A 21,785-nucleotide genomic window follows, 5' to 3' on the forward strand; every position below is an offset into this window, starting at 1 on the left:
TCCTGGAGAAAGGCCACCATGGCTGACCGTCAGATCATTCTCGACACCGACCTCGGCTCCGACGTGGACGACGCGCTCGCGCTGGCCGTCCTGCTCGGGTCGCCGGAGGTGGACCTGCTGGGCTGCGTCACCGTCTACGGTGACACGGCCCTGCGGGCGCGGCTGGCCAAGCGGCTGGTACGGCTCGCGGGCCGTACCGTGACCGTGGTGCCCGGCGCGGAGAAGACGCTCACCGACCGCGAGGTCTGGTGGGCGGGTCACGAAGGCAAGCTCTTCACCGACCTCGACACCGAGCGGATCTCCCACGAGCCGGACGCCACTACCTACCTCACCGATCAGGTGCGGCGGGCGCCGGGCGAGATCGACGTCGTCGCGATCGGCCCGCTGACCAACATCGCGAACGCCATCCAGGCCGACCCGTCGTTCGCGGCGAACGTCCGGCACCTGTGGATCATGGGCGGCCGCTTCGACTCCCTGGAGCCCGAGCACAACTTCAAGTGCGACCCCGAGGCCGCGAAGATCGTTTTCGACTCCGGCGCCCCGATCACCGTGACCGGACTGGAGATCACCACGACTGTGCGGCTGGAGGCCGGCGACGTGGCCAGGATCGCCGAGGCGGGTGAGTTCGGGAAGGCGCTGAAGGCGGAGATCGAGCAGTGGTGGCGGTTCTGGAACGAGGAGTGGAACAGCCCGCACGACCCGATCACGGTGCTGACGCTGCTGACGCCCGAGCTGTTCGGGTTCACCGCGGAGGGCCATGTGGCGATCGACGCCACGGGCGGCAGCGTGTTCACCGAGGGCGCGGGCCGTACCAGGATCACCGTGGCGGCGCGTGCGGACGAGGTGGCCGCGCAGATCGTCGCCAGGACCGTCGCGGCACCCCGTTAGGGAGTGCGCGGGTCCTGGCAGCCGCATGAGCCACGGCGGACGAGCTCGGCGGGGAAGATCCGGGTGACCGGCTCGGTCTCGCCCTGCTCGATGGCGGCGATCAGCTTCTCGGCGGCGAAGCGGGCCATCTCGTCGATCGGCTGCCTGATCGTCGTCAGGCCCGGCACGGTGAACGCGGACTCGCGCGCCCCGTCGAACCCGACGATCGCCAGGTCGGCGGGCACCCGCAGGCCCAGGTCGGCGGCGGCGCGCATGGCGCCGATCGCCTGGTGGTCGGTGGTGGCGAACAGCGCCGTCGGGCGCTGTTCGGCCAGCAGCTCGGCGGCGGCCGAATAGCCGCCCTCCAGGCTGATCGCGGCATGCGCGACCAGTGAACTGTCGAGCCCCTTCTCGGCCAGCCCTTTGCGCCAGCCAGCCAGCCGCAGCTCTACCGCCATGATGTCCAGCGGCCCGCCGATGAACGCGAGCCGGGTGTGCCCGTGCCCGGCCAGGTGCTTGGCGGCGAGATAACCGCCTTCCTCGTCGTCGACGGCCAGCCTGGAGAAGAACGGTGGTGCCTCGTGGTCGATCGTCACGACCGGGGTGCGCCCCTCCAGCTCCTTGACCTGCTGGGCCGACGGGCGTACGCGCATCAGCACCAGCCCGTCGACCTGCCGCTCCAGGAAGGAGCGCACGTAGCCCTCGGCGCGTACGGGCTGCTCGGCCGAGTTGCCGAGCAGGACGGAGTAGCCGCGCTCCCAGGCCACGTCCTCGCACGACCGGGTGAACTCGCCGAAGAACGGGCTCTTGCCGCCCGCGCTGTCGGAGGCGATGACGCCGATCGTCCACGTCCGCCGCGCACGCAACGACCTGGCCACGGCGTTGGGACGGTAGCCCAGCTCCTCGACGGCGGCCAGCACCCGGCTCTTGGTCGCCGCGGACACCGGCTTGGGACCGTTGTTCATCACATAACTGACCACGGCGGGTGAGGTCCCGGCCAGGCGCGCCACGTCATTACGGGTTACCACGATCACACCACTTTACCTGCGAACCAGCACCGTTGGACGGGCGCGCCCCCAGGAGGGGTGCCGCCTGCGACGATCGCGTGGCGGCGGCCGGGGGCACGTCTGTCAGGCGCGGTCGGCGGCGATGAGGAGGTACTGGAAGCTGCCGTTCTTGTAGGCGTCGAGGAAGGGCTGCTCGATTCCGGTGGCAAGGCTGCTCTTGGCGCGTAGTTCCCAGTAGGGGATCGTCGCGGGCGTGAGGTCCACGACGCTGATGGGGACCAGGCGGTTGGCCGCCATTTCCTTGAAGTAGGTGCTGCGCGGGTGGATATCGCAGATGTAGTGCGCGTTGATCTGGCTGATGGCCCGGGACGGCAGGCCGTAGGCGTCGTTGTAACAGCCGGTGATGCAGACGTATCGGCCACCGCGGTTCAGCAGCCGGGCGTGCTCGGCGAACAGCAGCGAGAGCTCGACGTACATCGTGCTCTCGTTGTTCCAGATCGCCTGGAACGTTCCAGACTCGAAGCGGGTGTCGAGCATGTTGCGGAAGTGGAAGCGGACCTTGTCGTCCACGCCGCGCTGCCTGGCCTGCTCGTTGGCGAAGGCGACCTGGGACTCGGAGATGGACACGCCGTCCACGTGACAGCCGAAACGCAGATTGGCGACGATGCTGGAGCCGCCTCTGCCCGAGCCCGCGTCCATGACCCGGTGGTGGGGTTCGAGCGGGCCGAGCCAGCTCATGAGAAGGTCGGTCTGCGCTGATTCGAGCCGGTGGAGCTCCCTGATCACGCGTTCGTCCCGGGTCTGCGCGGAGCCGTCCAGCACGGCCCAGTCGACGTCGCCGATGCCGTAGTGATGGTGGTAGATGCCGTCCACCTCGCCCAGACGGAGGTTGACCGGGTTCTTCTCGGTGTTCCAGTAGTCGGCGACGGATCGCTGGTAGAGGCTGCTGAGGACAGTGGGATCCTGCGTAGCGGTCACCTGGGGGATTTCCCTTCTTCGCGAAACGGCGGGGAGCGGGGTCAAGACTGGTAGCGGCTGGTGGAGCCGTGCCATTCGAGGCATCCGGCCATCCACCCCTGCGCTCCGCGCAGGAACCGGTGGAGTTCGGCTGACGGGACGGCGGTGAGCTCGCGCCGGCTGGATTCGAAGCCCCTGACGAGATCGTTGTGGAGGGCGACCGCGCGTTCGGTCGCCTCGCGGGTCGAACACTTCTCCTCGGCCGCGATGAGCAGGATCACGTTGGAGTCCGGGAGCTCGTCGGCGGCCTCCTTCTCGACGGAGTACAGGTCGTTGACCAGGACGCTGGCGGTGCCCGCCTGCATGAGCGCGGTGTGGAAGCGCCGCTCGAAGAAGAGGTCGGCGGGCAGCTGGTAACCGCCCACGATGTCGATCAGCGTCATGGAGGTGTAGAAGCTGTCGTGCTGACGTGCCGCGAGGTAACGCCAGACCGGCGGCGGCGTCTCCAGATAGCGCCAGGCCGCGTAGGCGGCCCAGCTCACGTACATCTGGGAGGTGATGTTGCAGACGCGGCCGACCTGTGACGGGGTGGCGTGCCGGGAGACGTGGCTGATGCTCGACCTCAGCGAGACCAGGACGGGGTCGGCCTGGATCGCGTCCTCGAGCTGGGAGGTGTAGCCGCCCGCGGGCGGGGGCGGGTCCATGGCGGAGGTCACCAGTGCCAGCCGCGGCGGCAGCTCGGTCGGTGTCGCGCCCAGCTCGGTCTCGTCGGCGTAGTAGTCGTCGGCCGCCCACCAGGCGGCGTTCATCTGCGCCGCGACCAGCAGCATGTCGGCGTCGTCCGTGTCGGGGTGGGTGAGCATGGCCAGCCGGCCGTAGCCCGTGTCGCCGAACTCCTTCATCCGGCCCTCGTGGATCCCGACCCGCTCCGCCCACGCCACCAGCCGCCGGTTGACCTCGTCGGCCAGGTCCTCGTCGATCCGTACGGTCTCGGGGCAGTACAGCGGCGGATACGATCCGTCGCCCCACTCCCGCTCCTGGTAGGTGAGGGGCGCGAGGCTGTGCTTGCGTACGGCGCCCGGAAGGGTCAGCTGCGGCAGCGGAGGTTCGTGGCCGTCGTGCTCACAGGGCCTGGGCGCGGGCCGCCGGTCCGGGAGCAGGACGCGCAGCGCCGAGGTGCCCAGGCCGGTGGGGCCGGGCAGGGTGATGGCGGCGGGAGGTTCTGTGGTGTCGTCTGCGGACATGACGCCCTCTTCCAACGATGGTGAATCGGTCAGGATCGAGGGGCGGCGATGTTGGCGTTCTCCAGGATCCCGATCGCGTCGGGAACCAGGATCGCCGTCGAGTAGTAGGCGCTGACCAGGTAGGACATGACCGCCTGGCTGTTGGTCTCCATGAACCGGACGTTGAGGCCGGGCTCGTACTCCTCGGGGATGCCGACCTGGTGGAGGCCGACCACCCCCTGGTCCTCCTCGCCCGTGCGCATGGCCACGATCGAGGTGGTGTGCCCGTCGGTGATCGGGATCTTGCCGCAGGGGAAGATCGGGATGCCGCGCCAGGCCGGGATCTCATGGCCGTTGACGTTGGCGCTGCCCACGGCCAGTCCGCGCTTGTTGCATTCGCGGAAGAAGGCCGCGATCGCCTTGGGATGCGCGAGCAGCAGGCGGGTCTTGCGGCGCATGCTGATCAGGTCGTCCAGGTCGTCCGGGGTCGGCGGGCCTGACCAGGTGTTGATCCGCTGTCCGTAATCCGCGTTGTGCAGCAGCCCGAACTCGCGGTTGTTGAGCATCTCCCATTCCTGGCGTTCGCGGATCTCGTGGATCGTCAGGCGGAGCTGCTCCTCGAACTGGTTCATCGGGTCGTTGTAGAGGTCGGCCACACGGGTGTGGACCCGCAGGATGGTCTGCGAGACGCTCAGTTCGTACTCGCGCGGATTGAGCTCGTAGTCCACGAAGGTGCCGTCGAGGTGCGGCTCGCCGACGTGCCCGGCGGCCACCTTGACCGCCGCCTCGCCGCGTTTGTTGACCGGTTTGCGGGTGCCCTCCAGGTAACTCTGGATATGGGCCCGCAGGGCGGGCGAACCGTCGATCAGCCTCTGGAACTCCTGGCGCGGCGACACCATGACCGTCCCGGCGGTGGTGGCCCTGATCGAGTAGGGCCACCGGGGAGCGTCCTGTTCGAAGGCCTCGTCGCCGAACTGGTCGCCGTCCGCGATGACCCCGAGGGTCACCGTGCCGCCGTACTGGCCGGTGGACAGCCGGTTGAGCCGGCCGTGGGCGATGACGAAGGTCTCGGTGACCGGCGCCCCGGCCTCGACGATGACCTCCCCGGCCTGGAAGTGCCGCGCGGTGAACGTCGAGGCGAGCGCGCCCAGCACGTCCAGGTCGCCGAACCCGTGCAGGGCGGGCAGCTCCGCGAGCGTCTCCGGGATGATCCACACATCGTCGGCCCCGTCCTGCACCACGCTGACCCGGCCGCGTCCCACCGCGTGGGTGAGCCGGCGGTTGACCCGGTAGGTGCCCCCGGCCACGTCCACCCACGGAAGCATGCGCAGCAGCCAGCGGGAGGTGATGGCCTGCATCTGCGGGCGGGTCTTGGTGGTGGTGGCCAGGTTGCGCGCGGCCCGGGTGCCCAGGCTCAGCGGCTTTTCCCCTTGCTCGGTGGACATGTTTCCTCGCACTCTCTGATCGTGGAATCAAACCCGTCAGCTCGTACGGGTGGGAAATCGCTTCCGGAGAAATCAGATCGACGAGGATAATTCCTCAGTCCTGGTGGCGCGGAATGTGAGCGGCGTCGTCATCGAATTATCGGTCGCCTCACGCTTGGGGTTCGGTCGCGACGTCTTCGATGCTAAAGGCCGTTCCGCGACCAGGCAATGGCCCTTTGGCCCTCTTGCGCCACCGACAAATCCGGCTTTATTTCCCTATATTCAACAATCCGAGTACGTGCCAATCTATTGGGAAATCACAGCGTCTCGACCCTGAAAGTGGTCTGGTAGGTGCGCGACTCCTGGGGGCCGAGCCAGATCATGCTGCCGTCCTCCCGGGCCGCCGCGTCGCCGCCCACGTGGTGGGTGGACGGCTCCAGACCGACCGCGTAGTTGCCGGAACGCAGGTTCAGCCACTCGAAGAAGCACGGGAACTGCGCGTCCCGCCACTCCACACTGACCTTCATGCCCAGCCGGTCGTTGACCACCGCGACCCGGTGCAGGCCTTGGGCGTCGGGGTTCAGCGCGTGTTCGTACACCTGCTCCACGAACCCCGGCACCGGACCCGGGAGAGTCAGGTGGTCGGCCCCCTGCTCGGCGACGCTGTCGGTCTGCCAGAGGGTCTCGCGGATGTCCGCCTCGAACCGGGCGCCCTCGTCGAGCAGGGGCCAGCCGAGGTTGATGTGGTACAGGAACATGTGCGGCGTCGGCTCGAACCCCGCGTTGGTCACGACGTCGGTCAGCCGGATCTCGTCGCCGCCCAGGTCGGCCTCGATGCGCCGGGTCAGGCGCAGGTTCTCGGCGAAGATCGCCGCCTGCCGTACCTCTCCCTCGGCCCACAGGACGCAGCGGTCGCCGTCCCAGCGCTCGCCGTAGCCGGTCAGCCGGGCGGGCAGGTTGCCGGCCCGGCCGTGCAGGCCATGCCGTACGGACGTGCGGGGCGGGTAGCGATAGGTGTCGGCGGGCACCTCGCCGCCGAACAGGGTGTGGTCGAGCCCGGCCGTGACCATGAGCCCGGAGAAGGAGCGCAGCCAGGACAGGCCGTCCTCGTCGGCGTTCTCGTGCAGCCCCGGATGGCGGAAGCCGGTGGGGGAGCGCCAGCCGAAGGACCGCCCGGCGTGCTCGGCCGCGCCGATGTCCATGCACCGGTCGACCAGCACGTCGAAGGCCAGTCCCGAACCGGTGCGGAACTCCAGCGTCCGGATGCCGCGTTCGGCGCCGTCGGCGAGCGTCACCAGGCGGACCCCGCCGGCCGCGGCCGGGTCGCCGGTGAGTTCCGCCAGTTGCCTGCGGGTCGGCGTCATGCCATCACCCACCCTCCGTTGACTTCGATGGTCTGGCCGGTGACGAACGACGCGTCGGGTCCGGCGAGAAAGGACACCACGGCGGCCAGCTCCTCCGGCCGGCCGCGCCGCTGGAGCGCCTGCCGTTCCAGGACGAACCGGTTGTACGCCTCGGGATCGGGGTGGATCTCCTCGGCGGCCGTGGGGAAGGCGCCGGGCGAGACGCAGTTGACGCGGATCTCGCGCGGGCCGAGCTCGCGGGCCAGGGCCCTGGTCAGGGCGGTGGCGGCGCCCTTGGTGGCGACGTAGGCGGCCAGGTCGGGCCAGCCGCCGTGCATGGTGATCGACGCGATGTTGATGATCGCGCCCGCGCCCAGCGAGGTCATCTGCCTGGCCGCGTGCTGGGCCGCCAGCCAGTAGGCGCGCTGGTTGACCGCGTGCACGTCGTCGTACTCGGCCAGCGGCACCTCCAGGAAGGGCCTGCTGGGATAGATGGCCGCGTTGTTGACCAGGACGCCGACCGGTCCGAGCCGGTCGGCCGTACGGGCGAAGGCGTCCTCGATGGCGGCCGGGTCGCGCAGGTCGGCCGCCAGGTTGAGGGTGCCGTCGAGCGAGCCGGCGTCGAGGTCGAGCGCCGCCACCTGGTGGCCGTCGGCGGCCAGGCGGCGGACGATGGCCCGGCCGAGCGCTCCGGCCGCGCCGGTTACCAGCGCCGTGGTCATGTCCACTCCTTGTGCAGGTCGTCGAGGACGGCGCGGGCCGGCCTGGCGGCGGTCAGGCCGTCGCGGATCAGAGCGGAGGTCCGCTCCTGCTTGGCGATGTAGCCGGGGAAGCGTGGCCGGATCCAGGCCGCCTCCACGGTGTCGCGGGTGTCGCGGTAGAAACCCGCCTCGTCCCAGACGGAACGGGCGGCGGGCTGGCCCCCGGTGGCGGGGAACAGTCCGGTCTGCACCGGCTCCGACAGCAGCCGCCGCAGGTGGGCGCGCACCGCGTCGCGGATCCCACCGGCGCCGATCCGTTTCTTGGAGACCGCCAGGCCGGTGCCGCCGAGGACGCTGCCCGGTGCCCGGCCGGGCCAGGTGGGGGCGTCGGCGAAGGCCAGTGGGTAGGTGGCGTAGCCGTACACCAGAGGGCAGAGGTCGGGGCCGCCCGCCGCCATGGCGTCGAGGACGCTGATCGGGTTGCGTAGCGAGACGTCGGGGTCCGCGAGCGCGAGCAGCTCGGCCATCAGCTCCAGCGCCCGCAGTCCCTCTTCGCGGTCGAGGAAGTCGCCCGAGCACAGCGCGCAGAACATGAGGAACGCGTGCGGCCCGCCCAGGCACAGCGCCAACCGCCCGCCGCCCCGCGCGAACTCCACCGTCTCGGGCCACGTCTCCGGGACATGCACCCCCGGCCAGGCGGCGGCCACCTGGGCGGCCGCGTCGAGCGGCAGCGCCCACTGGCGCCCGTCCAGGTGGTAGCTGTCATACGAGCGGCCGACCGTCCCCGAACGGAAGCGCGCCAGCTCGGCCGCCGAGAACAGCTCGTCCATCGGCACCAGCGAGTCCAGCGCCGCGCCCAGCCCGGGATGGTCGATCACCAGCACGTCGTACGACTCGCAGAGCGCGGCGATCGGCTCGGACTCGAACCCTTCGAGCGGCTGGCGGTCCCAGTGGATCGGCTCGGGCACGTCCCCGTACGGGTTCGGCCCGGCCAGGTCGAGGCGGGTGAGCTCGTCGAGCGGGGCGTGGCCGCGGGGGTGGTCCCAGGTCAGTCCTCGCACGCCAGCACACCCTTCTCCACCAGCTCGGCCGTACGTTCCGCCGGGTAGCCGAGCTCGCCGAGTATCTCTGCGGTGTGCTCGCCCACCAGCGGCGCGCCCCTGCGTACCTGGGGCGGGGTGGCGCTGAAGGCGTACGGGAAGCCGGGCGTGGTGACCGTGCCCTCGGTGCGGTGGTCGTAGGTGACGAACGAGCCGTTGTGCCGCACCTGCGGGTCGGCCACCAGCTCCGCGTAGCCGTACACCGGGCCGGCCCACAGGTCGTGGCGGGCGCAGATCTCCAGCCACTCGGCGGTGGTGCGTTCGGGCAGTCGCCGGGCGACCGTCGAGGTGATCTCGTCGCGCTGGGTGTGGCCGTCCATGCCGGCCAGTTCGGGGAGGTCGAGGGCGACGGCCAGCCCGTCGAGCCGGGGCATGCCGAGCGCGAGGTAGCCGTCCTTGGTGGCGAACACCCCGTACGGCGCGCGGATGTAGGTGTGGCCGTGCGGCTCGCGCCCGCGCTGCTGCGGGACCCCGCCGACGGTGAAGACCGACAGCTCCTGCATCTGTACGGCGATGGCCGCGTCGAGCATGTTGACGCTCACCCGCTGGGCCTCGCCGGTGCGCTCGCGGTGCAGCAGCGCGGCCAGCGTGCCCTCGAAGGCGCTGTAGGCGGTGATCGCGTCGATCGCGTAGGTGCCGGCGGGCGCCGGGGGATCGCCGTCGCGGCCGGTGCTGAGCATGGCGCCGCTCATGGCCTGGAGCAGCAGGTCCTGTCCCGGCCGTGACACGTACGGGCCGGTCTCGCCGTACCCGGACATGGAGACGTAGACGACGCGCGGATTGAGCCCGCTGATGGTGTCGTGGTCCATGCCGAGCCGCTCAGCCACGCCGGGCCGGTAGTTCTGCAGGAACACGTCCGCCGTCGCGGCCAGCCGGTGGACGATGTCGCGGCCCTCGTCCGACTTGAGGTTCACGGCCAGGCTGCGCTTGTTGCGGTTGAGGGACAGGAACGAGGCGTTGACGCGATTGCCCGTGGCGTCTCCGGCGGGAGCGTGGCGCTGCCACTCGCCGGTCACCGGCTCCACCTTGATCACGTCCGCGCCCAGGTCGCCCAGGCGCATGGCGGCCAGTGGCCCGGCCATGGCGATGGACAGGTCGACCACGCGGTAACCGTCGAGGACGCCCATCAGCGCCCCTCGAAGACGGGCTCGCGGCGCGCGGCGAACGCGGCCCGGCCCTCGGCCGCGTCGGCGGTGGCGAAGCAGACGGTCTGCAGGTCGCGTTCGTACTGGATGGCCTGGTCGAGGGGCATCGCGTACGCCGCCCTGAGGTTGGCCTTGGCCGTCTGGGCGGCGATCGGTGGCCGGGCGGCGATCTTCCCGGCCAGTTCCCGTACGGCCGGCAGCAGCTCCTCCGGGGGCAGCACCTCGGTGACCAGCCCCCAGTCCTTGGCCCGCGCGGCGTCGATCGGGTCGCCGGTGAGCAGCATGACGGCCGCGTTGCCGGGGCCGACGGCGTGGGCGAGCAGGGCCGACTGGCCGCTGCCGCCGATCCAGCCGAGCTTGATCTCGGGAGCGGCGAACGTGGCGGTGCTCGCGGCCAGCCGGATGTCGCAGGCCATGGCCAGCTCCAGCCCGCCGCCGTAGGCGTAGCCGTTGACGGCGGCGATGATCGGCTTGCGCAGCGCGCGGACCGCGTCGCCGTAGTCGCCGCGGTTGCGGAACTCCCACGGCGTGGCGTACGCGTCGAGCTCGCGAATGTCGCTGCCCACGCAGAACGAGCGCTCTCCTGCGCCGGTGAGCACGGCCACCCGGATGCCGGGGTCGGCGTCCACGCGGTCGAGGCAGGCACGCAGCGCGCCGGCCATCTCGGGGGTGATGGCGTTGAGCTTGGCGGGTCTGTTCAGGGTGATGACGGCCACCGGGCCGTCCACGTCGAGAAGGACGTCCATGGATCCCCTCAGCAGTGGAGCGCGTCGGCCCGGGCGACCTCGACCACCTCGCGCATGGCCTCCTCGGCCTTGCGGTGATGGCGGCGCCTGATGGCCACGGCCACGCGCTCGTGATTGGGCAGCGTTTCCTTGTTGTGGGCGACCGATCGGGTGTGCACCTGCCGTACCGAGCGCAGGGCGATGCTGATCATGTCGTAGATGTAGAGCAGCAGGTCGTTGTCGGCGGCGCCGAACACCGCCCGGTGAAAGGCCAGGTCGGCGCCGATGAAGGGGTCGGGGTCGTCGGCCGTGGCGTGCAGCGCGGCCAGGGCCTCGTCGATGCGCTGGATGGCCGCCGCGTCCGCCCGCTCGGCCGCCACCCGGGCCGCCCCGGGCTCCAGCGCGACCCGCAGGTCGGCCAGCACCCGGATGTCCCCGGGTGCCGCGTCGGGCACGAACCGCCAGCTCAGCACGTCGGCGTCGAGCAGGTTCCAGGACTCGCGCGGACGGACGCGGGTGCCCGCGCTCCTCCTGGTCTCCAGCAGGCCCTTGCCGGCCAGCACCTTCACGCCTTCCCGTACGGCCGAACGGCCCACGCCGAGCTCGTTGACCAACTGCTCCTCGATCGGGATGGGCGTGCCGGGGACCAGCGAGCCGTCGACGATCCGGGCACCCAGGGCGTGCACGACGTGGGCATGCCGGGCCGTGTCCGGGTAAGGATCGGTTGCCACGGTTTCCTCCGTATTCGGATGTTTGGCACAGTATCGGGACGGTCGGCTTTTTCATAGACATTCATCTGATGAAGTTCGGACTTCATCAGATGAAGCTGGGAGTGTCATGCACATCGTACGTTTTGTCAGCCCGCTGACCAGCGCGGACGCCGTCGGCATCGACGACGGCGACCAGGTGACGCAGCTGGAGGGCGTCACCACCGTCGGCGAGCTGCTCCGCCTGCCCGTCGCGGAGCTGCGCGAGCGGTGCGCCGCCGCGTCCGGCCCGCGGCATCCGTCCGCGTCCGTCCGCCGGCTCGCACCCGTGGACGGGCTGATGGAGGTGTGGGCCGCGGGCGTCACCTATCGGCGTTCACGCGAGGCGCGGGTGACCGAGAGCGAGCGGGCGGCCGACGTGTACGAGCTCGTCTACGACGCCGAGCGGCCCGAGCTGTTCTTCAAGTCCGTGGCCTGGAAGGTGTCGGGGGACGGCGGCCGGATCGCCGTACGCGCCGACTCGGAGATCGACGTGCCGGAGCCGGAGCTGGGCCTGGTGCTGAACTCCGCGGGCGAGATCGCGGGCTACACGGTGGTCGACGACGTCAGCTCGCGCACCATCGAGGGGGTCAACCCGCTGTACCTGCCGCAGGCCAAGATCTATCTGGGCGCGTGCGCGGTCGGCCCGGCGATCAGGCCCGTCTGGGAGGTGGCCGACCCGTACGCGCTGGACATCACGCTGACCATCGCCAGGGCGGGGGAGATGGTCTGGGACGGCAAGGCGTCCACTTCGGAGCTGCACCGGCGCCTGGACGACCTGGCCGGGTATCTGTTCCGGGCGGACGCCTTCCCCGACGGCGCGGTGCTGTCCACCGGCACCAGCCTGGTCCCCGACCTGCCGTTCACGCTGCACGACGGTGACACCGTGACCATCGGCATCGCCGAGATCGGCACGCTGACCAGCGCCGTGGTGAAGGGCCTGGCCGCCATGCGCTGATCGGGGTGGATTCAACGCGGCCGGGCACTGTCGCTGGTGCCCGGCCCTGTCGTATCCGCCCGGGGGCGTTCGATCGCGTTCCGTGACGGAAGGCCGGTAGACAGCAAACGTTTACCGCTCGTCCATCCAAGATCACCTAACCGGCCAATAATGATCTTTACGTTTGCGGCGTTTGTGCGTTGCCCCCACCGATAGTGGAAGGACATTCGTGCGCATCCCCACCCGGGCCATCGTCGCCGCCATGGCGGCGCTATTGGCTCTGAGCACCGTGAACGCCGCCGGAACCCCGGTCATCGCGGACGCGGATCCCGCTCTGGCGGCACTTACCCAGGTCGTCCCCGAGATCGTCGAAGAGGCCAAGACCACGCCTCCCACCGAGATCCCCGAAGGCGATGTCCAGCGGCCCTTCGCCATCGCGACGGACCCCGACCGCACCCTGGTCGCGACCGTCAGCGAGAGCGACATCGGCATCGGCATGCCGGACGCCGCAGGCAACGGCAACCAGCCGCTCCCCGGCCTGGTCACCTACGCCGCCAAGCAGCCCAGCGTCGCCTACGCCCACCAGCGCACCGGCCAGATCGCCCGGGCCCTGACCATCATCAAGGACTCCTCGGCGCCGACCGAGTACCGATTCCCGATCTCCGCCCCCGAGGGCAGCATGCTGGAGGTCGAGGACGACGACGGCACGGTCCTGATCTACAACAACGACATCTATCTCGGCGAGATCGACCTGCCCTGGGCCAAGGACGCCAACGGCAACGCGGTGCCGACCTCGTACCGGGTGGAGGGCATGACGCTCATCCAGACGGTCAACCACGCGGGTGCCGCTTACCCCGTGGTCGCCGACCCCGCGCTCAAGCTGCAGTGCGAGTGGTGGAAGGCCATGTGCCGGCTCATCTTCTCGAAGAAGCTCACCAAGAAGATCTACAACGCCTGGTTCGTGGCCGGCGTCGCCGGCGCCATCGAGGCGATGAAGTACGCCTGCGACAAGCTCAAGGGCAAGGCCAAGCTGATCTGCAAGATCGCCTACACGGCGGGTGGCGCCTCGGCCGTCTACAAGGTCCGGGAAGCGGCCAACAAGAACCAGTGCTTCGCGGTCCGGTTCCAGGCGCCGGGCATCGTCTGGTACGAGGTCCGCAAGAAGAGCTGTCAGAGCAAGTAACTCCGCACCACCTCGACGCCCCCGCCGGTCCGGCGGGGGCGTCTCCCTACGCGCACAGCTTCCGCCTCGCCCACGCGCACCCTTTACGTCGCCCTACGCGCTTTCACGTCGCCTCCCGCGCACACTTCCCGGAGCACCCATGCCTGCCATCACGCCACGGGCCCTCGCCGGTGGTCTCGCTCTGCTGCTTCTCCCGCTGGCCGCGCTCCCATCGCCCGCCGCCGCCGAATCGCCCGCCGCCGCGTCGCCGTCTCCGGCTGCCGCGTCGAAGCCGGGGGACGACCCGAGCGCGCCCGCCCGGCTCGCGGCCGAGCCGAGTGCGCCCGATGAGGCCTCCGCTCGGCTGTCGGCCCGTCTCAGCGGCCGGCGGGTGGAGGTCGCGGACGCCCGTACCGAGACCACCACCACCTACGCCAACCCGGACGGCACACTGACGGTCGACTCGTTCGCCGGTCCGGTCAGGTTCCGCCACGACGGCCAGTGGGCGCCGGTGGACATCTCGCTCACCCAGGCGCCGTCGGGCGAGATCGTGCCCCGGGGCCACGGCCGGGCGCTCAGGCTCGGCGGCGGACGGCCCGGCGTGGCCCGGCAGGCGACCGGGGCGACCGGGGCGACCGGGGCGGCCGATCTGATCACGATCGGCGAGGGCGCCACCAAGGTGACCTTGCAGTGGAAGGGCGCGCTGCCCACGCCACGCCTGTCCGGCGAGACAGCCACGTACCCGGACGTCATGCCGGGCGCCGACCTGGTCGTCACCGCCACCAGGACGGGCGCCGAGCAGTTCCTGCTGCTCAAGGCCCGCCCCGCCACCCCGCTCTCGTACACCCTGCGGCTCAGCGCGCCGGGTGTGCGGCCCCGCCAGGCTCCTGACGGCGGCGTCGAGCTGATCGACGACCAGGGCAGGACGACCGCCACCATCCCGGCCCCCGTCATGTGGGACGCCACGGTGGATCCGGGCTCGGGCGACCACCTGCGCCGCGCGCCCGTCGCCATGAAGGTGTCCGGTCAGGACCTCGTCCTCACCCCCGACCCCGCCTTCCTCGGCGACCCGGCCACGAAATACCCCGTAACGGTCGATCCGTCGCTCAACCTCGGTCAGGTCTTCGACACGTTCGTGCAGGAGGGCTACGGCACCGACCAGTCGGGCGCGACCGAGCTCAAGATCGGCAACAACGGCAGTGGTCAGGTCGCCCGGTCGTTCATCACCTGGAAGACCCCCGGCATCGCGGGAAAGAAGATCACCGCGGCGTCGCTGAAGCTCTGGAACTTCCACTCGTGGTCGTGCAACACCAGGTCATGGGAGGTGTGGTCGGCCAACCGGGCCTCGACGTCCTCGCGCTGGCCCGGCCCGGCGCTGGCCGACAAGTACGCCGCCTCCAGCGAGACCAAGGGCTGGGGCAGCGGCTGCGCCGACGGCTGGGTGAGCGCCAACGTCACCTCGCTGGTCCAGTACTGGGCCAACGAGGGGTGGAAGGAGTCCGGCATGGGCCTGCGGGCCGCCAGCGAGACCGACGAGTACGCCTGGAAGCGCTTCAACTCGGGCAACGCCTCGGCGCACCTGCCGTACATCTCGGTGACGTACAACTCCTACCCGAGCACCCCGGTCTCCACCTGGCTCTCCCCGTACGTCGACTACAACGGCACGAGCTGGACCAACACGCTCACCCCGCAACTACGCAACCACGTGCGCGATCCCGACGGCGGCAACGTACGCGGCCTGTTCGACGTGTACGCGGGCTCGACGCTGGTCATCGACAACCTCTATGGCGCGTACGTGGCCAGCAACGGCTTCTCCGGCGCGAACGTACCCGCCGGAAAGCTCGCCAACGGCAAGACCTACACGATCCGGTCGTGGGCCAACGACGGGTCGCTCAGCTCGAAGGCGTACCAGACGGCGACGTTCTCCGTGGACACCGTCAAACCGCCCGCGCCCTCGGTCACCTCGGCCGACTACCCGGCCGACGGCGGCCTGCACGGCGACGCCGGCAAACCGGGCACCTTCACCTTCACGCCCGCGAACACCGACACCGGCTGGATCGCCTACCGGCTCGACGACGCGGCGGTCACGAAGGTGCTCACCACCGGCGCGGCGGTCTCCGCCAAGCTGACCCCGCCCACCGTGGGCGCCCACACCGTCAGCGTGTACACCCTGGACAAGGCCGGGAACGCCTCGCCGACCACCGTGTACGCCTTCAACGTCGGCTCGGGCGCGGCCGTGGCCACGCTCGACGCCCCGGAGGACGGCCTGCGGAGCACGGGCAGGGTCCCGCTCGCGGTGACCGGCATCGGCTTCACCCAGGCGAGGTTCCAGTATCGGCGGGCCGAGACCGACGAGTGGGCCGACCTCCCCGTGGCGAACGTGGTCACCGCCGACGGCAAGCCCCTGACGGCCTGGCCCGTGGCCGCGCCCAACAAGGTGTCCGGCCTGGTCTGGGACGCCGGAACCCAGCTGGGCGACGCCGCGGCGCAGGTGCGCGCGCTCGTCACCGGCACGGGGGGCACGCCGGTGGAGTCGTCGTTCGCGGAGATCGTCATCGACCGCCGCGCCACCAAGGCGGCGACCAGCGAGGTCGGCCCCGGCACGCTGAACCTGCTGACCGGCGACTACCGCCTCCAGACCACCGCGGGCGGCCCGTTCGGCCTGACCCTCACCCGGACGGCCACCTCCAGGAACCCCGGCTGGTCGCAGGGGATCGCCTCACTCGTGGAGACCTCGCCGAGCTCGGTCCAGGTGACCAGGGCCGACGGCACGCCGGTCCAGTTCACCAGGACCAAGGACGGATGGAAGCCGGAGCGCGGCGCCGAGGACCTGACGCTCACCGGCACGTACACGCTCACCGACTCGCGGAGCGAGACGACCACCTTCGCCAAGCAAGGGGACCGGTACCTGCCCACCGAGTACGCCTACGACCAGGACCGTCCGAAGTCGCTCACCCGATTCGGCCACACGCTCGACTTCGGCTACGGCGCCGACGGCCGTCTCAGCACCGTGTCCCTCCAGGGCGCCGTGATCACCCAGTACACCTACGACAGCGCCGGACGCCTCGCCGAGACCTGGGATCCGAGGATCACCTCCGTGCTGAAGACCGTCTACGGCTACGACAGCGCAGGTCGCGTCTCGACGCTCACCCCGCCGGGAGAGCTGCCGTGGACCTTCGGCTACGACGCCGACGGCCGACTGAAGACCGTCGCCCGCCCCACGCTCAAGCCGGGCACCACCGACCAGATCGCGGGCGAGGCCAAGAGCACCATCGTGTACGGGGTGCCGCTCGGCAAGGCGGCCGGCGGCCCGGCCGACCTGACGGCCACGGCCGTCGCGGCCTGGGGGCAGGCGGGCGTTCCCGTGACGGCCACGGCGGTGCACCCGCCGGGGTCGATGGCCCGGCCCACCGTGACGTACCTGGACGAATCTGGCCGGGCGGTCAACGTGCTGACCCCGGGCGGGCACCTGTCCGCCACCGACTACGACCGGTTCGGCCACGCGACGCGCGTGCTCACCGCCGCCAACAGGGAGCTGTCGCAGCGGCCGACGACCGACTACCGGCTCGCCGAGCTGGCCATCACCGGCTACAGCGCGGACGAGCGGGCAGACATGCTGTCCACCCGCTCGATCTACGACGCCTCGGGCCGCCGCGAGGTCGAGGAGCTGAGCCCGGTCCACATCGTGAACCTGGAGTCCGACGTGGACGACCTGCCCGCCGGGTACGGCATCGGCGCCAGGACCCGCACCGTGAGCACGTACGACGAGGGCCGGCCGACCGGCGCGGCGGCCCGCGACCTGCCGACCACCGTAAAGACGGGCGCCGTGATCGTCGGGCGCGAGTCCAAGCCGGACGCGGACGTCAGGACCACCGCCATCACCTACGACTGGGCCACCGGGCGGCAGCTCAGGACGGTCCGCGACCCCGGCGGCAAGGCCGTCACCGCCGGCACCACCCCGCCCGTCCTCTACACGGCGACCGGCAGCGCCCCGTGCGGCGGACGGCCGGAGTGGGCGGGCCTGGTGTGCCAGGACGGCGGGCGGACGTACACCTACACCGCCGCCGGCCTGCCGAACACGGTGACCGAGGCAGGCACGGTCACCACCGTCAAGCGCGACCCGGGCGGGCGGCCCATCACGACCCAGACCGGCGCGGAGGCCGAGATCGGCATCGGCTACAGCCCGGCCACCGGCCGGCCCACCGAGCGGTGGCGCGGCACGGAGAAGATCGTGACGGCCTATGACCGGCTGGGCCGGGTCATCTCCCACACCGATGCGGACGGCGGCCAGACCCGCACCGAGTACGACGACCTCGACCGCCCGGCCAAGGTCGTGGACTCGGCCTCGTCCACCAGGGTCTACGCCTACGACCACACGGCCGAGCCGCGCGGCCTGCCCACCTCGGTCACCGACTCGGTCGCGGGCACCTTCACCGCCCGCTACGACGAGGAGGGCCGCCAGGTCGAGGGCGACCTGCCGGGCGGGTTGCACCTGGTCTCCGCGTACGACGAACGCGGCCAGAACTACGCCCGGATCTACACCCGGGACGGGCTGGAAGGCCCGGTGATGATCGACCAGATCGGCCGGAACGTCCACGGCCAGGAACTGCTGCGCATGCGCAGCGACACCATGTCCGACCGGCAGCTCGGCTACGACAAGGCGGGGCAGCTCGCCTCGGTGCTGGAGATCGCCTTCCCGCTGTGCACGCTGCGCCGTTACGGCTACGACGGCGCGGGCAACCGGGTCCGGCTGGCCGTGCAGGCGTCGGAGGAGGACTGCCCGGTGGCCGACGACTCGGCCGCGAGCATCACGACGTACGCCTACACCTCCGACGGCAGGCTGACCGGGGACGGCTACGGCTACGACCCGGCGGGCCGCACCACCTCGCTGCCGGGTGGGCGGACCATCGGCTACTTCGCCGACGGGATGCCGGCCAAGCAGACCTCCGGCCAGCGGAGCCTGACCTGGACGCGCGATCCTGCCGGCCGGATCAGGTCGGAGACCACCGAGGCGGGCGCGGTCACCGTCCACCACTACGCCGCGGGCGGTGACCAGCCCTCCTGGGTCACCGATAACGGCGCGGTCGTCCGGCACGTGGCCGGCGTCGGCGGCGAGCTGGCCGCGCTCACGGGCGCGACCGGGTCGGTACGCCTCCAACTGCTCACCGTCGGCGGGGACGTGGGCACTGAGCTGGACCTCGACAGCGGCCTGGCCACCGTGGTCGGGTACGACGAGTTCGGCGTGGCCTCCGAGCCGAGCCGCTACGGCTGGCTGGGCGGCGCGTTCCACCCGACCACGCTGGACGGGACGGTCCTGGTGTCGGGCCGCCTGTACGACCCGTCGCTCGGCCGCTTCCTCCAACGGCCCTACTGAACTGCTGATCACCCTGGCCGCGTCGTTCGCGGCCAGGGTCGTGGCCGTGTCACTCGTGGCGGCCTCGGGTGATCGCTCTCGCCAGGGCTCTCACCCACCCCTCCGACGATCGCCGAGGCCTGTCGGCCAGCATCCCCGTGGGCGTCCCCGGCCGTCCCGACAGGCCGGCCGCGAGCAGCCAAGGGGGAACGCCGCCACCGTCTTCGCATGGATTCATCCCTGTTCTCCTCTATATCGGGTGATTTCCACGGTAGGTCGAAGCGGATTGGCTACCCTGGCCAATTAGATGCCGAAGAACCAGACCAATGCCGCATGGGACACGCTGCTGGACCTCGACGCGCAGCCGGCGGGGCCCCTGCATGACCGCCTGCGCAGGGCGCTGCGGTCCGCGATCGTCAGCGGCCGGATCGCCGCCGGCAGCGCGCTGCCGCCCAGCCGCACGCTGGCGGCCGACCTGGGCTGCTCGCGCTGGGTGGTCACCGAGGCGTACGCGCAACTGGCAGCCGAGGGCTACCTCGAAGCCCGCGCCGGCTCAGCCACACGAGTCCGCGCCGGGGTGGCAGGCCCGGCCACGGGGGCGCGGCGTGGAGTTGTCGGCCCGCCTACGGGGGCACGCCCCGGAGCCAGAAACGCGCCCACGGGCGTGTGGCCTGATGTTGTCGGCTCGCCCACGGAGGCGTCGGCCAGGGCGAGCACGACGGGGGCCGGGCCGGTCGGTTCGCCCGCGGAGGGGCGGCGTGGAGTTGGCGGCCCGCCGTCCACCCGCCTGGCTTCGCCGTCCGCGCATGCGCGGTTCGACTTCACGCCCGGTATGCCCGATCTGCGGGCGTTTCCGCGTAAACGCTGGGCGGACGCCGTACGGGAGGTGGGCAGGCAGTCTCCGTTCACCGATCTCGGCTACCTGGAACACGCCGGGCATCCGCGACTGCGGGAGACCCTCGCCGGATACCTGACGCGCTCGCGTGGTGCCGCCATCGCGGCCGAGGACCTGACGGTCTGCGCGGGGACCACCGACGGCCTTGCCCGGATCGCCCGCGCCCTGCGCGAACACGGCCACACCCACCTGGCCGTGGAGGACCCCGGCTGGACCTGGACCCGCGAGGCAGTCGTGGACGCCGGGCTGGTCGCCGTCCCCATCGGCGTCGACGGGGACGGGCTCCGCGTCGATCTCCTGCGCGACCAGCCATGGATCAGGGCCGCGATCGTGGCCCCGGCACACCAGTTCCCCACCGGTACGGTCCTGGCGCCCGCGCGGCGGGCCGAGCTCATCCGGTGGGCGCATGACGTCGACGGCATCCTCCTGGAAGAGGACAAGGACGCCGACTACCGCTACGACCGCCGCCCGGTCGCCGCGATCCAGGGCATGGCGCCCTCGCGGACGGCCTTGCTCGGCTCGGTCAGCAAGACGCTGTCACCGGCTCTGCGCATCGGCTGGTTCGCCACGCCGCCACGCTGGACACCGGCCGTCGCCGTGGCCAACCCGCTGGCCCTGCCGCCGCCCGTACTCGATCAGCTGGCCTTCGCCTGGTTCCTGGACGACGGCGGCTACGACCGTCACCTGCGGGCCTGCCGGCGGCGCTACCGGGCCCGCCGTGACGCCCTGGTCGGCGAGCTGGCCCGCCGGCTGCCGGGAGCCCGGGTTTCCGGTGCCGCGGCCGGCCTCCACCTGCTGCTCCACCTCGACGGCGTCCGGGCCACCGAGGTCGTCGCCGCCGCGGCCCGCGACGGGGTCAGCGTCGACGCCGTCGGCAACTACACCTCGGAGGCGGGGGCCGGAGATTCGACGCTGATCCTCGGATACGGGAACCTCGCCGACAGCGTCGTGGCCGAGGCCGTCTCCCGCCTGGCCGACGCGATCGAGAGAGCGAACCTCCCCTAGAACCGATGGGGACCGTTAGGGGGTGAGCAGGGTTTTGATGGCCCGGCGCTCGTCCATGGCCCGGTACCCCTCGGCGGCCTCCTCCAGCGGCAGGGTGAGGTCGAAGACCTTGCCGGGGTTGATCTTCCGTTCCCAGATCAGGTCGATCAGCTCGGGCAGGTACTCGCGTACCGGGGCCGGGCCGCCGAGCAGATTGACCTGGGCGAAGAAGAGTTCCTCCCCGCTGAGGGCGACGTCGTGGTTGACGCCCACGAAGCCGACGTTGCCACCGGGGCGGGTGGAGCGGATGGCCTGCTGCATCGACTCCTGGGTGCCGACCGCCTCGACGACCGAGTGGGCGCCCAGCCCGCCGGTCAGTTCCTTGACCTTGGCCACGCCGTCGTCGCCTCGCTCGGTGACGATGTCGGTGGCGCCGAACTCCCGGGCCAGCTTCTGGCGCGTCTCGTGGCGGCTCATGGCGATGATCTGCTCGGCGCCCAGTTGCTTGGCGGCCAGTACGGCCAGCAGGCCGACCGCGCCGTCGCCGACGACCGCGACCCTCTTGCCGGGGCCGGCCTGCGCGGCCACCGCGCCGAACCAGCCGGTGCCCAGCACGTCGGAGGCGGCCAGGAGGCTGGGGATCAGCTCCGCGTCGGGCATGCCCGGGGTGGCCACGAGCGTGCCGTCGGCGTTCGGGATCAGGGCCCGTTCCGCCTGGGTGCCGACCTCGTTCATGAACACGCGGTGGACGCAGGAGGAGGGATAGCCCGCGCGGCAGATCTCGCAGGTGCCGTCGGAGGCGACGAACGAGCCGACGACGAACTGGCCGGGCTTGACGTTCCTGACCTCGCCCCCGACCTCCTCGACGATCCCGACGTACTCGTGTCCCATCGGTGTGGGCTGGTCGACGGCGTCCACACCGCGGTAGGGCCACAGGTCCGAGCCGCAGACACAGGTCGCCGACAGCCGGATGATCGCATCCGTCGGGGCGGTGATCTTGGGTCCGTCGAGCTCCTCCACCCGGACATCGCCGGGGGCGTGCATCACTACACCACGCATATCGCTCACTCCTTGAGCCTGTTGTCCAGAATCTGTGGTTCTCAGCGGGCGGCAAGCTGGCCACTACCTATGAAAAGCGCTGGTCAGGCAACTAGGAAGGTAATGGTGAAAGGTGTACTAACAGGGCACCCCTCCCAGGTGGAAGGCCGCATAACCT

Annotated in this window: 16 protein-coding genes; 5 read left to right on the forward strand and 11 right to left on the reverse strand. The window is 71.0% G+C overall.

Annotation, left to right across the window (positions count from 1 at the left end; translation table 11 throughout):
- Window positions 1-18: 18 nt before the first annotated feature.
- Window positions 19-888 carry a nucleoside hydrolase gene (locus tag AB0B91_RS09420; RefSeq protein WP_358317805.1) on the forward strand — a complete coding sequence of 290 codons (870 nt, stop codon included), beginning with the start codon at window positions 19-21 and terminating at the stop codon, window positions 886-888.
- On the opposite strand, the gene AB0B91_RS09425 is transcribed toward AB0B91_RS09420, so the two are convergent.
- The 10 genes from AB0B91_RS09425 to AB0B91_RS09470 form a co-directional block, all read right to left on the reverse strand.
- Window positions 885-1,901: a LacI family DNA-binding transcriptional regulator gene (locus AB0B91_RS09425; RefSeq protein WP_358317806.1), complete on the reverse strand. Its 1,017-nt coding sequence runs from the start codon at window positions 1,899-1,901 to the stop codon at window positions 885-887. The two genes, AB0B91_RS09420 and AB0B91_RS09425, sit on opposite strands and share 4 nt — an antisense overlap.
- 96 nt (window positions 1,902-1,997) lie before the next feature.
- Window positions 1,998-2,852, reverse strand: a complete 855-nt coding sequence (locus AB0B91_RS09430; RefSeq protein WP_358317807.1) for a geranyl diphosphate 2-C-methyltransferase — start codon at window positions 2,850-2,852, stop codon at window positions 1,998-2,000.
- A 41-nt stretch (window positions 2,853-2,893) separates the two neighbouring features.
- Window positions 2,894-4,075, reverse strand: a complete 1,182-nt coding sequence (locus AB0B91_RS09435; RefSeq protein ID WP_358317808.1) for a family 2 encapsulin nanocompartment cargo protein terpene cyclase — start codon at window positions 4,073-4,075, stop codon at window positions 2,894-2,896.
- 29 nt (window positions 4,076-4,104) lie between these two features.
- Complete coding sequence (locus tag AB0B91_RS09440) at window positions 4,105-5,499, reverse strand: family 2B encapsulin nanocompartment shell protein (RefSeq protein ID WP_358317809.1); 1,395 nt, start codon at window positions 5,497-5,499, stop codon at window positions 4,105-4,107.
- 296 nt (window positions 5,500-5,795) lie between these two features.
- Window positions 5,796-6,842: an aldose 1-epimerase family protein gene (locus AB0B91_RS09445; protein WP_358317810.1), complete on the reverse strand. Its 1,047-nt coding sequence runs from the start codon at window positions 6,840-6,842 to the stop codon at window positions 5,796-5,798.
- Window positions 6,839-7,543, reverse strand: a complete 705-nt coding sequence (locus AB0B91_RS09450; protein ID WP_358317811.1) for an SDR family oxidoreductase — start codon at window positions 7,541-7,543, stop codon at window positions 6,839-6,841. The genes AB0B91_RS09445 and AB0B91_RS09450 overlap by 4 nt, the downstream gene beginning before the upstream one ends.
- The gene (locus AB0B91_RS09455; protein WP_358317812.1) at window positions 7,540-8,583 is read right to left on the reverse strand and encodes a hypothetical protein; all 1,044 of its coding nucleotides are present in this window, start codon (window positions 8,581-8,583) and stop codon (window positions 7,540-7,542) included. The genes AB0B91_RS09450 and AB0B91_RS09455 overlap by 4 nt, the downstream gene beginning before the upstream one ends.
- Window positions 8,571-9,749, reverse strand: coding sequence for a CoA transferase (locus AB0B91_RS09460; RefSeq protein WP_358317813.1), 1,179 nt, complete (start codon window positions 9,747-9,749; stop codon window positions 8,571-8,573). Before AB0B91_RS09460 ends, AB0B91_RS09455 begins: the two co-directional genes overlap by 13 nt.
- Window positions 9,749-10,513, reverse strand: coding sequence for an enoyl-CoA hydratase/isomerase family protein (locus tag AB0B91_RS09465; protein WP_358317814.1), 765 nt, complete (start codon window positions 10,511-10,513; stop codon window positions 9,749-9,751). The genes AB0B91_RS09460 and AB0B91_RS09465 overlap by 1 nt, the downstream gene beginning before the upstream one ends.
- 8 nt (window positions 10,514-10,521) lie before the next feature.
- Window positions 10,522-11,223, reverse strand: a complete 702-nt coding sequence (locus tag AB0B91_RS09470) for a FadR/GntR family transcriptional regulator (protein WP_358317815.1) — start codon at window positions 11,221-11,223, stop codon at window positions 10,522-10,524.
- A 106-nt stretch (window positions 11,224-11,329) separates the two neighbouring features.
- Here AB0B91_RS09470 and AB0B91_RS09475 point away from each other — a divergent pair, with 106 nt between their 5' ends.
- The 4 genes from AB0B91_RS09475 (at window position 11,330) to AB0B91_RS09490 (ending at window position 20,590) form a co-directional block, all read left to right on the forward strand.
- On the forward strand, window positions 11,330-12,196 hold the full coding sequence (locus tag AB0B91_RS09475; RefSeq protein WP_358317816.1) for a fumarylacetoacetate hydrolase family protein: 867 nt from the start codon (window positions 11,330-11,332) through the stop codon (window positions 12,194-12,196).
- 208 nt (window positions 12,197-12,404) lie between these two features.
- Window positions 12,405-13,358, forward strand: coding sequence for a hypothetical protein (locus AB0B91_RS09480; RefSeq protein ID WP_358317817.1), 954 nt, complete (start codon window positions 12,405-12,407; stop codon window positions 13,356-13,358).
- A gap of 139 nt (window positions 13,359-13,497) precedes the next feature.
- Window positions 13,498-18,711, forward strand: a complete 5,214-nt coding sequence (locus tag AB0B91_RS09485; protein ID WP_358317818.1) for a DNRLRE domain-containing protein — start codon at window positions 13,498-13,500, stop codon at window positions 18,709-18,711.
- A 286-nt stretch (window positions 18,712-18,997) separates the two neighbouring features.
- Window positions 18,998-20,590: a PLP-dependent aminotransferase family protein gene (locus AB0B91_RS09490; RefSeq protein WP_358317819.1), complete on the forward strand. Its 1,593-nt coding sequence runs from the start codon at window positions 18,998-19,000 to the stop codon at window positions 20,588-20,590.
- 15 nt (window positions 20,591-20,605) lie between these two features.
- Here AB0B91_RS09490 and AB0B91_RS09495 read toward each other — a convergent pair whose 3' ends face one another.
- A complete protein-coding gene (locus AB0B91_RS09495) occupies window positions 20,606-21,628 on the reverse strand; it encodes a zinc-dependent alcohol dehydrogenase family protein (RefSeq protein WP_358317820.1) in 1,023 nt (340 codons plus the stop codon).
- Window positions 21,629-21,785 lie beyond the last annotated feature (157 nt).

Source organism: Nonomuraea sp. NPDC049141, from assembly GCF_040648415.1.
GTDB lineage: Bacteria > Actinomycetota > Actinomycetes > Streptosporangiales > Streptosporangiaceae > Nonomuraea.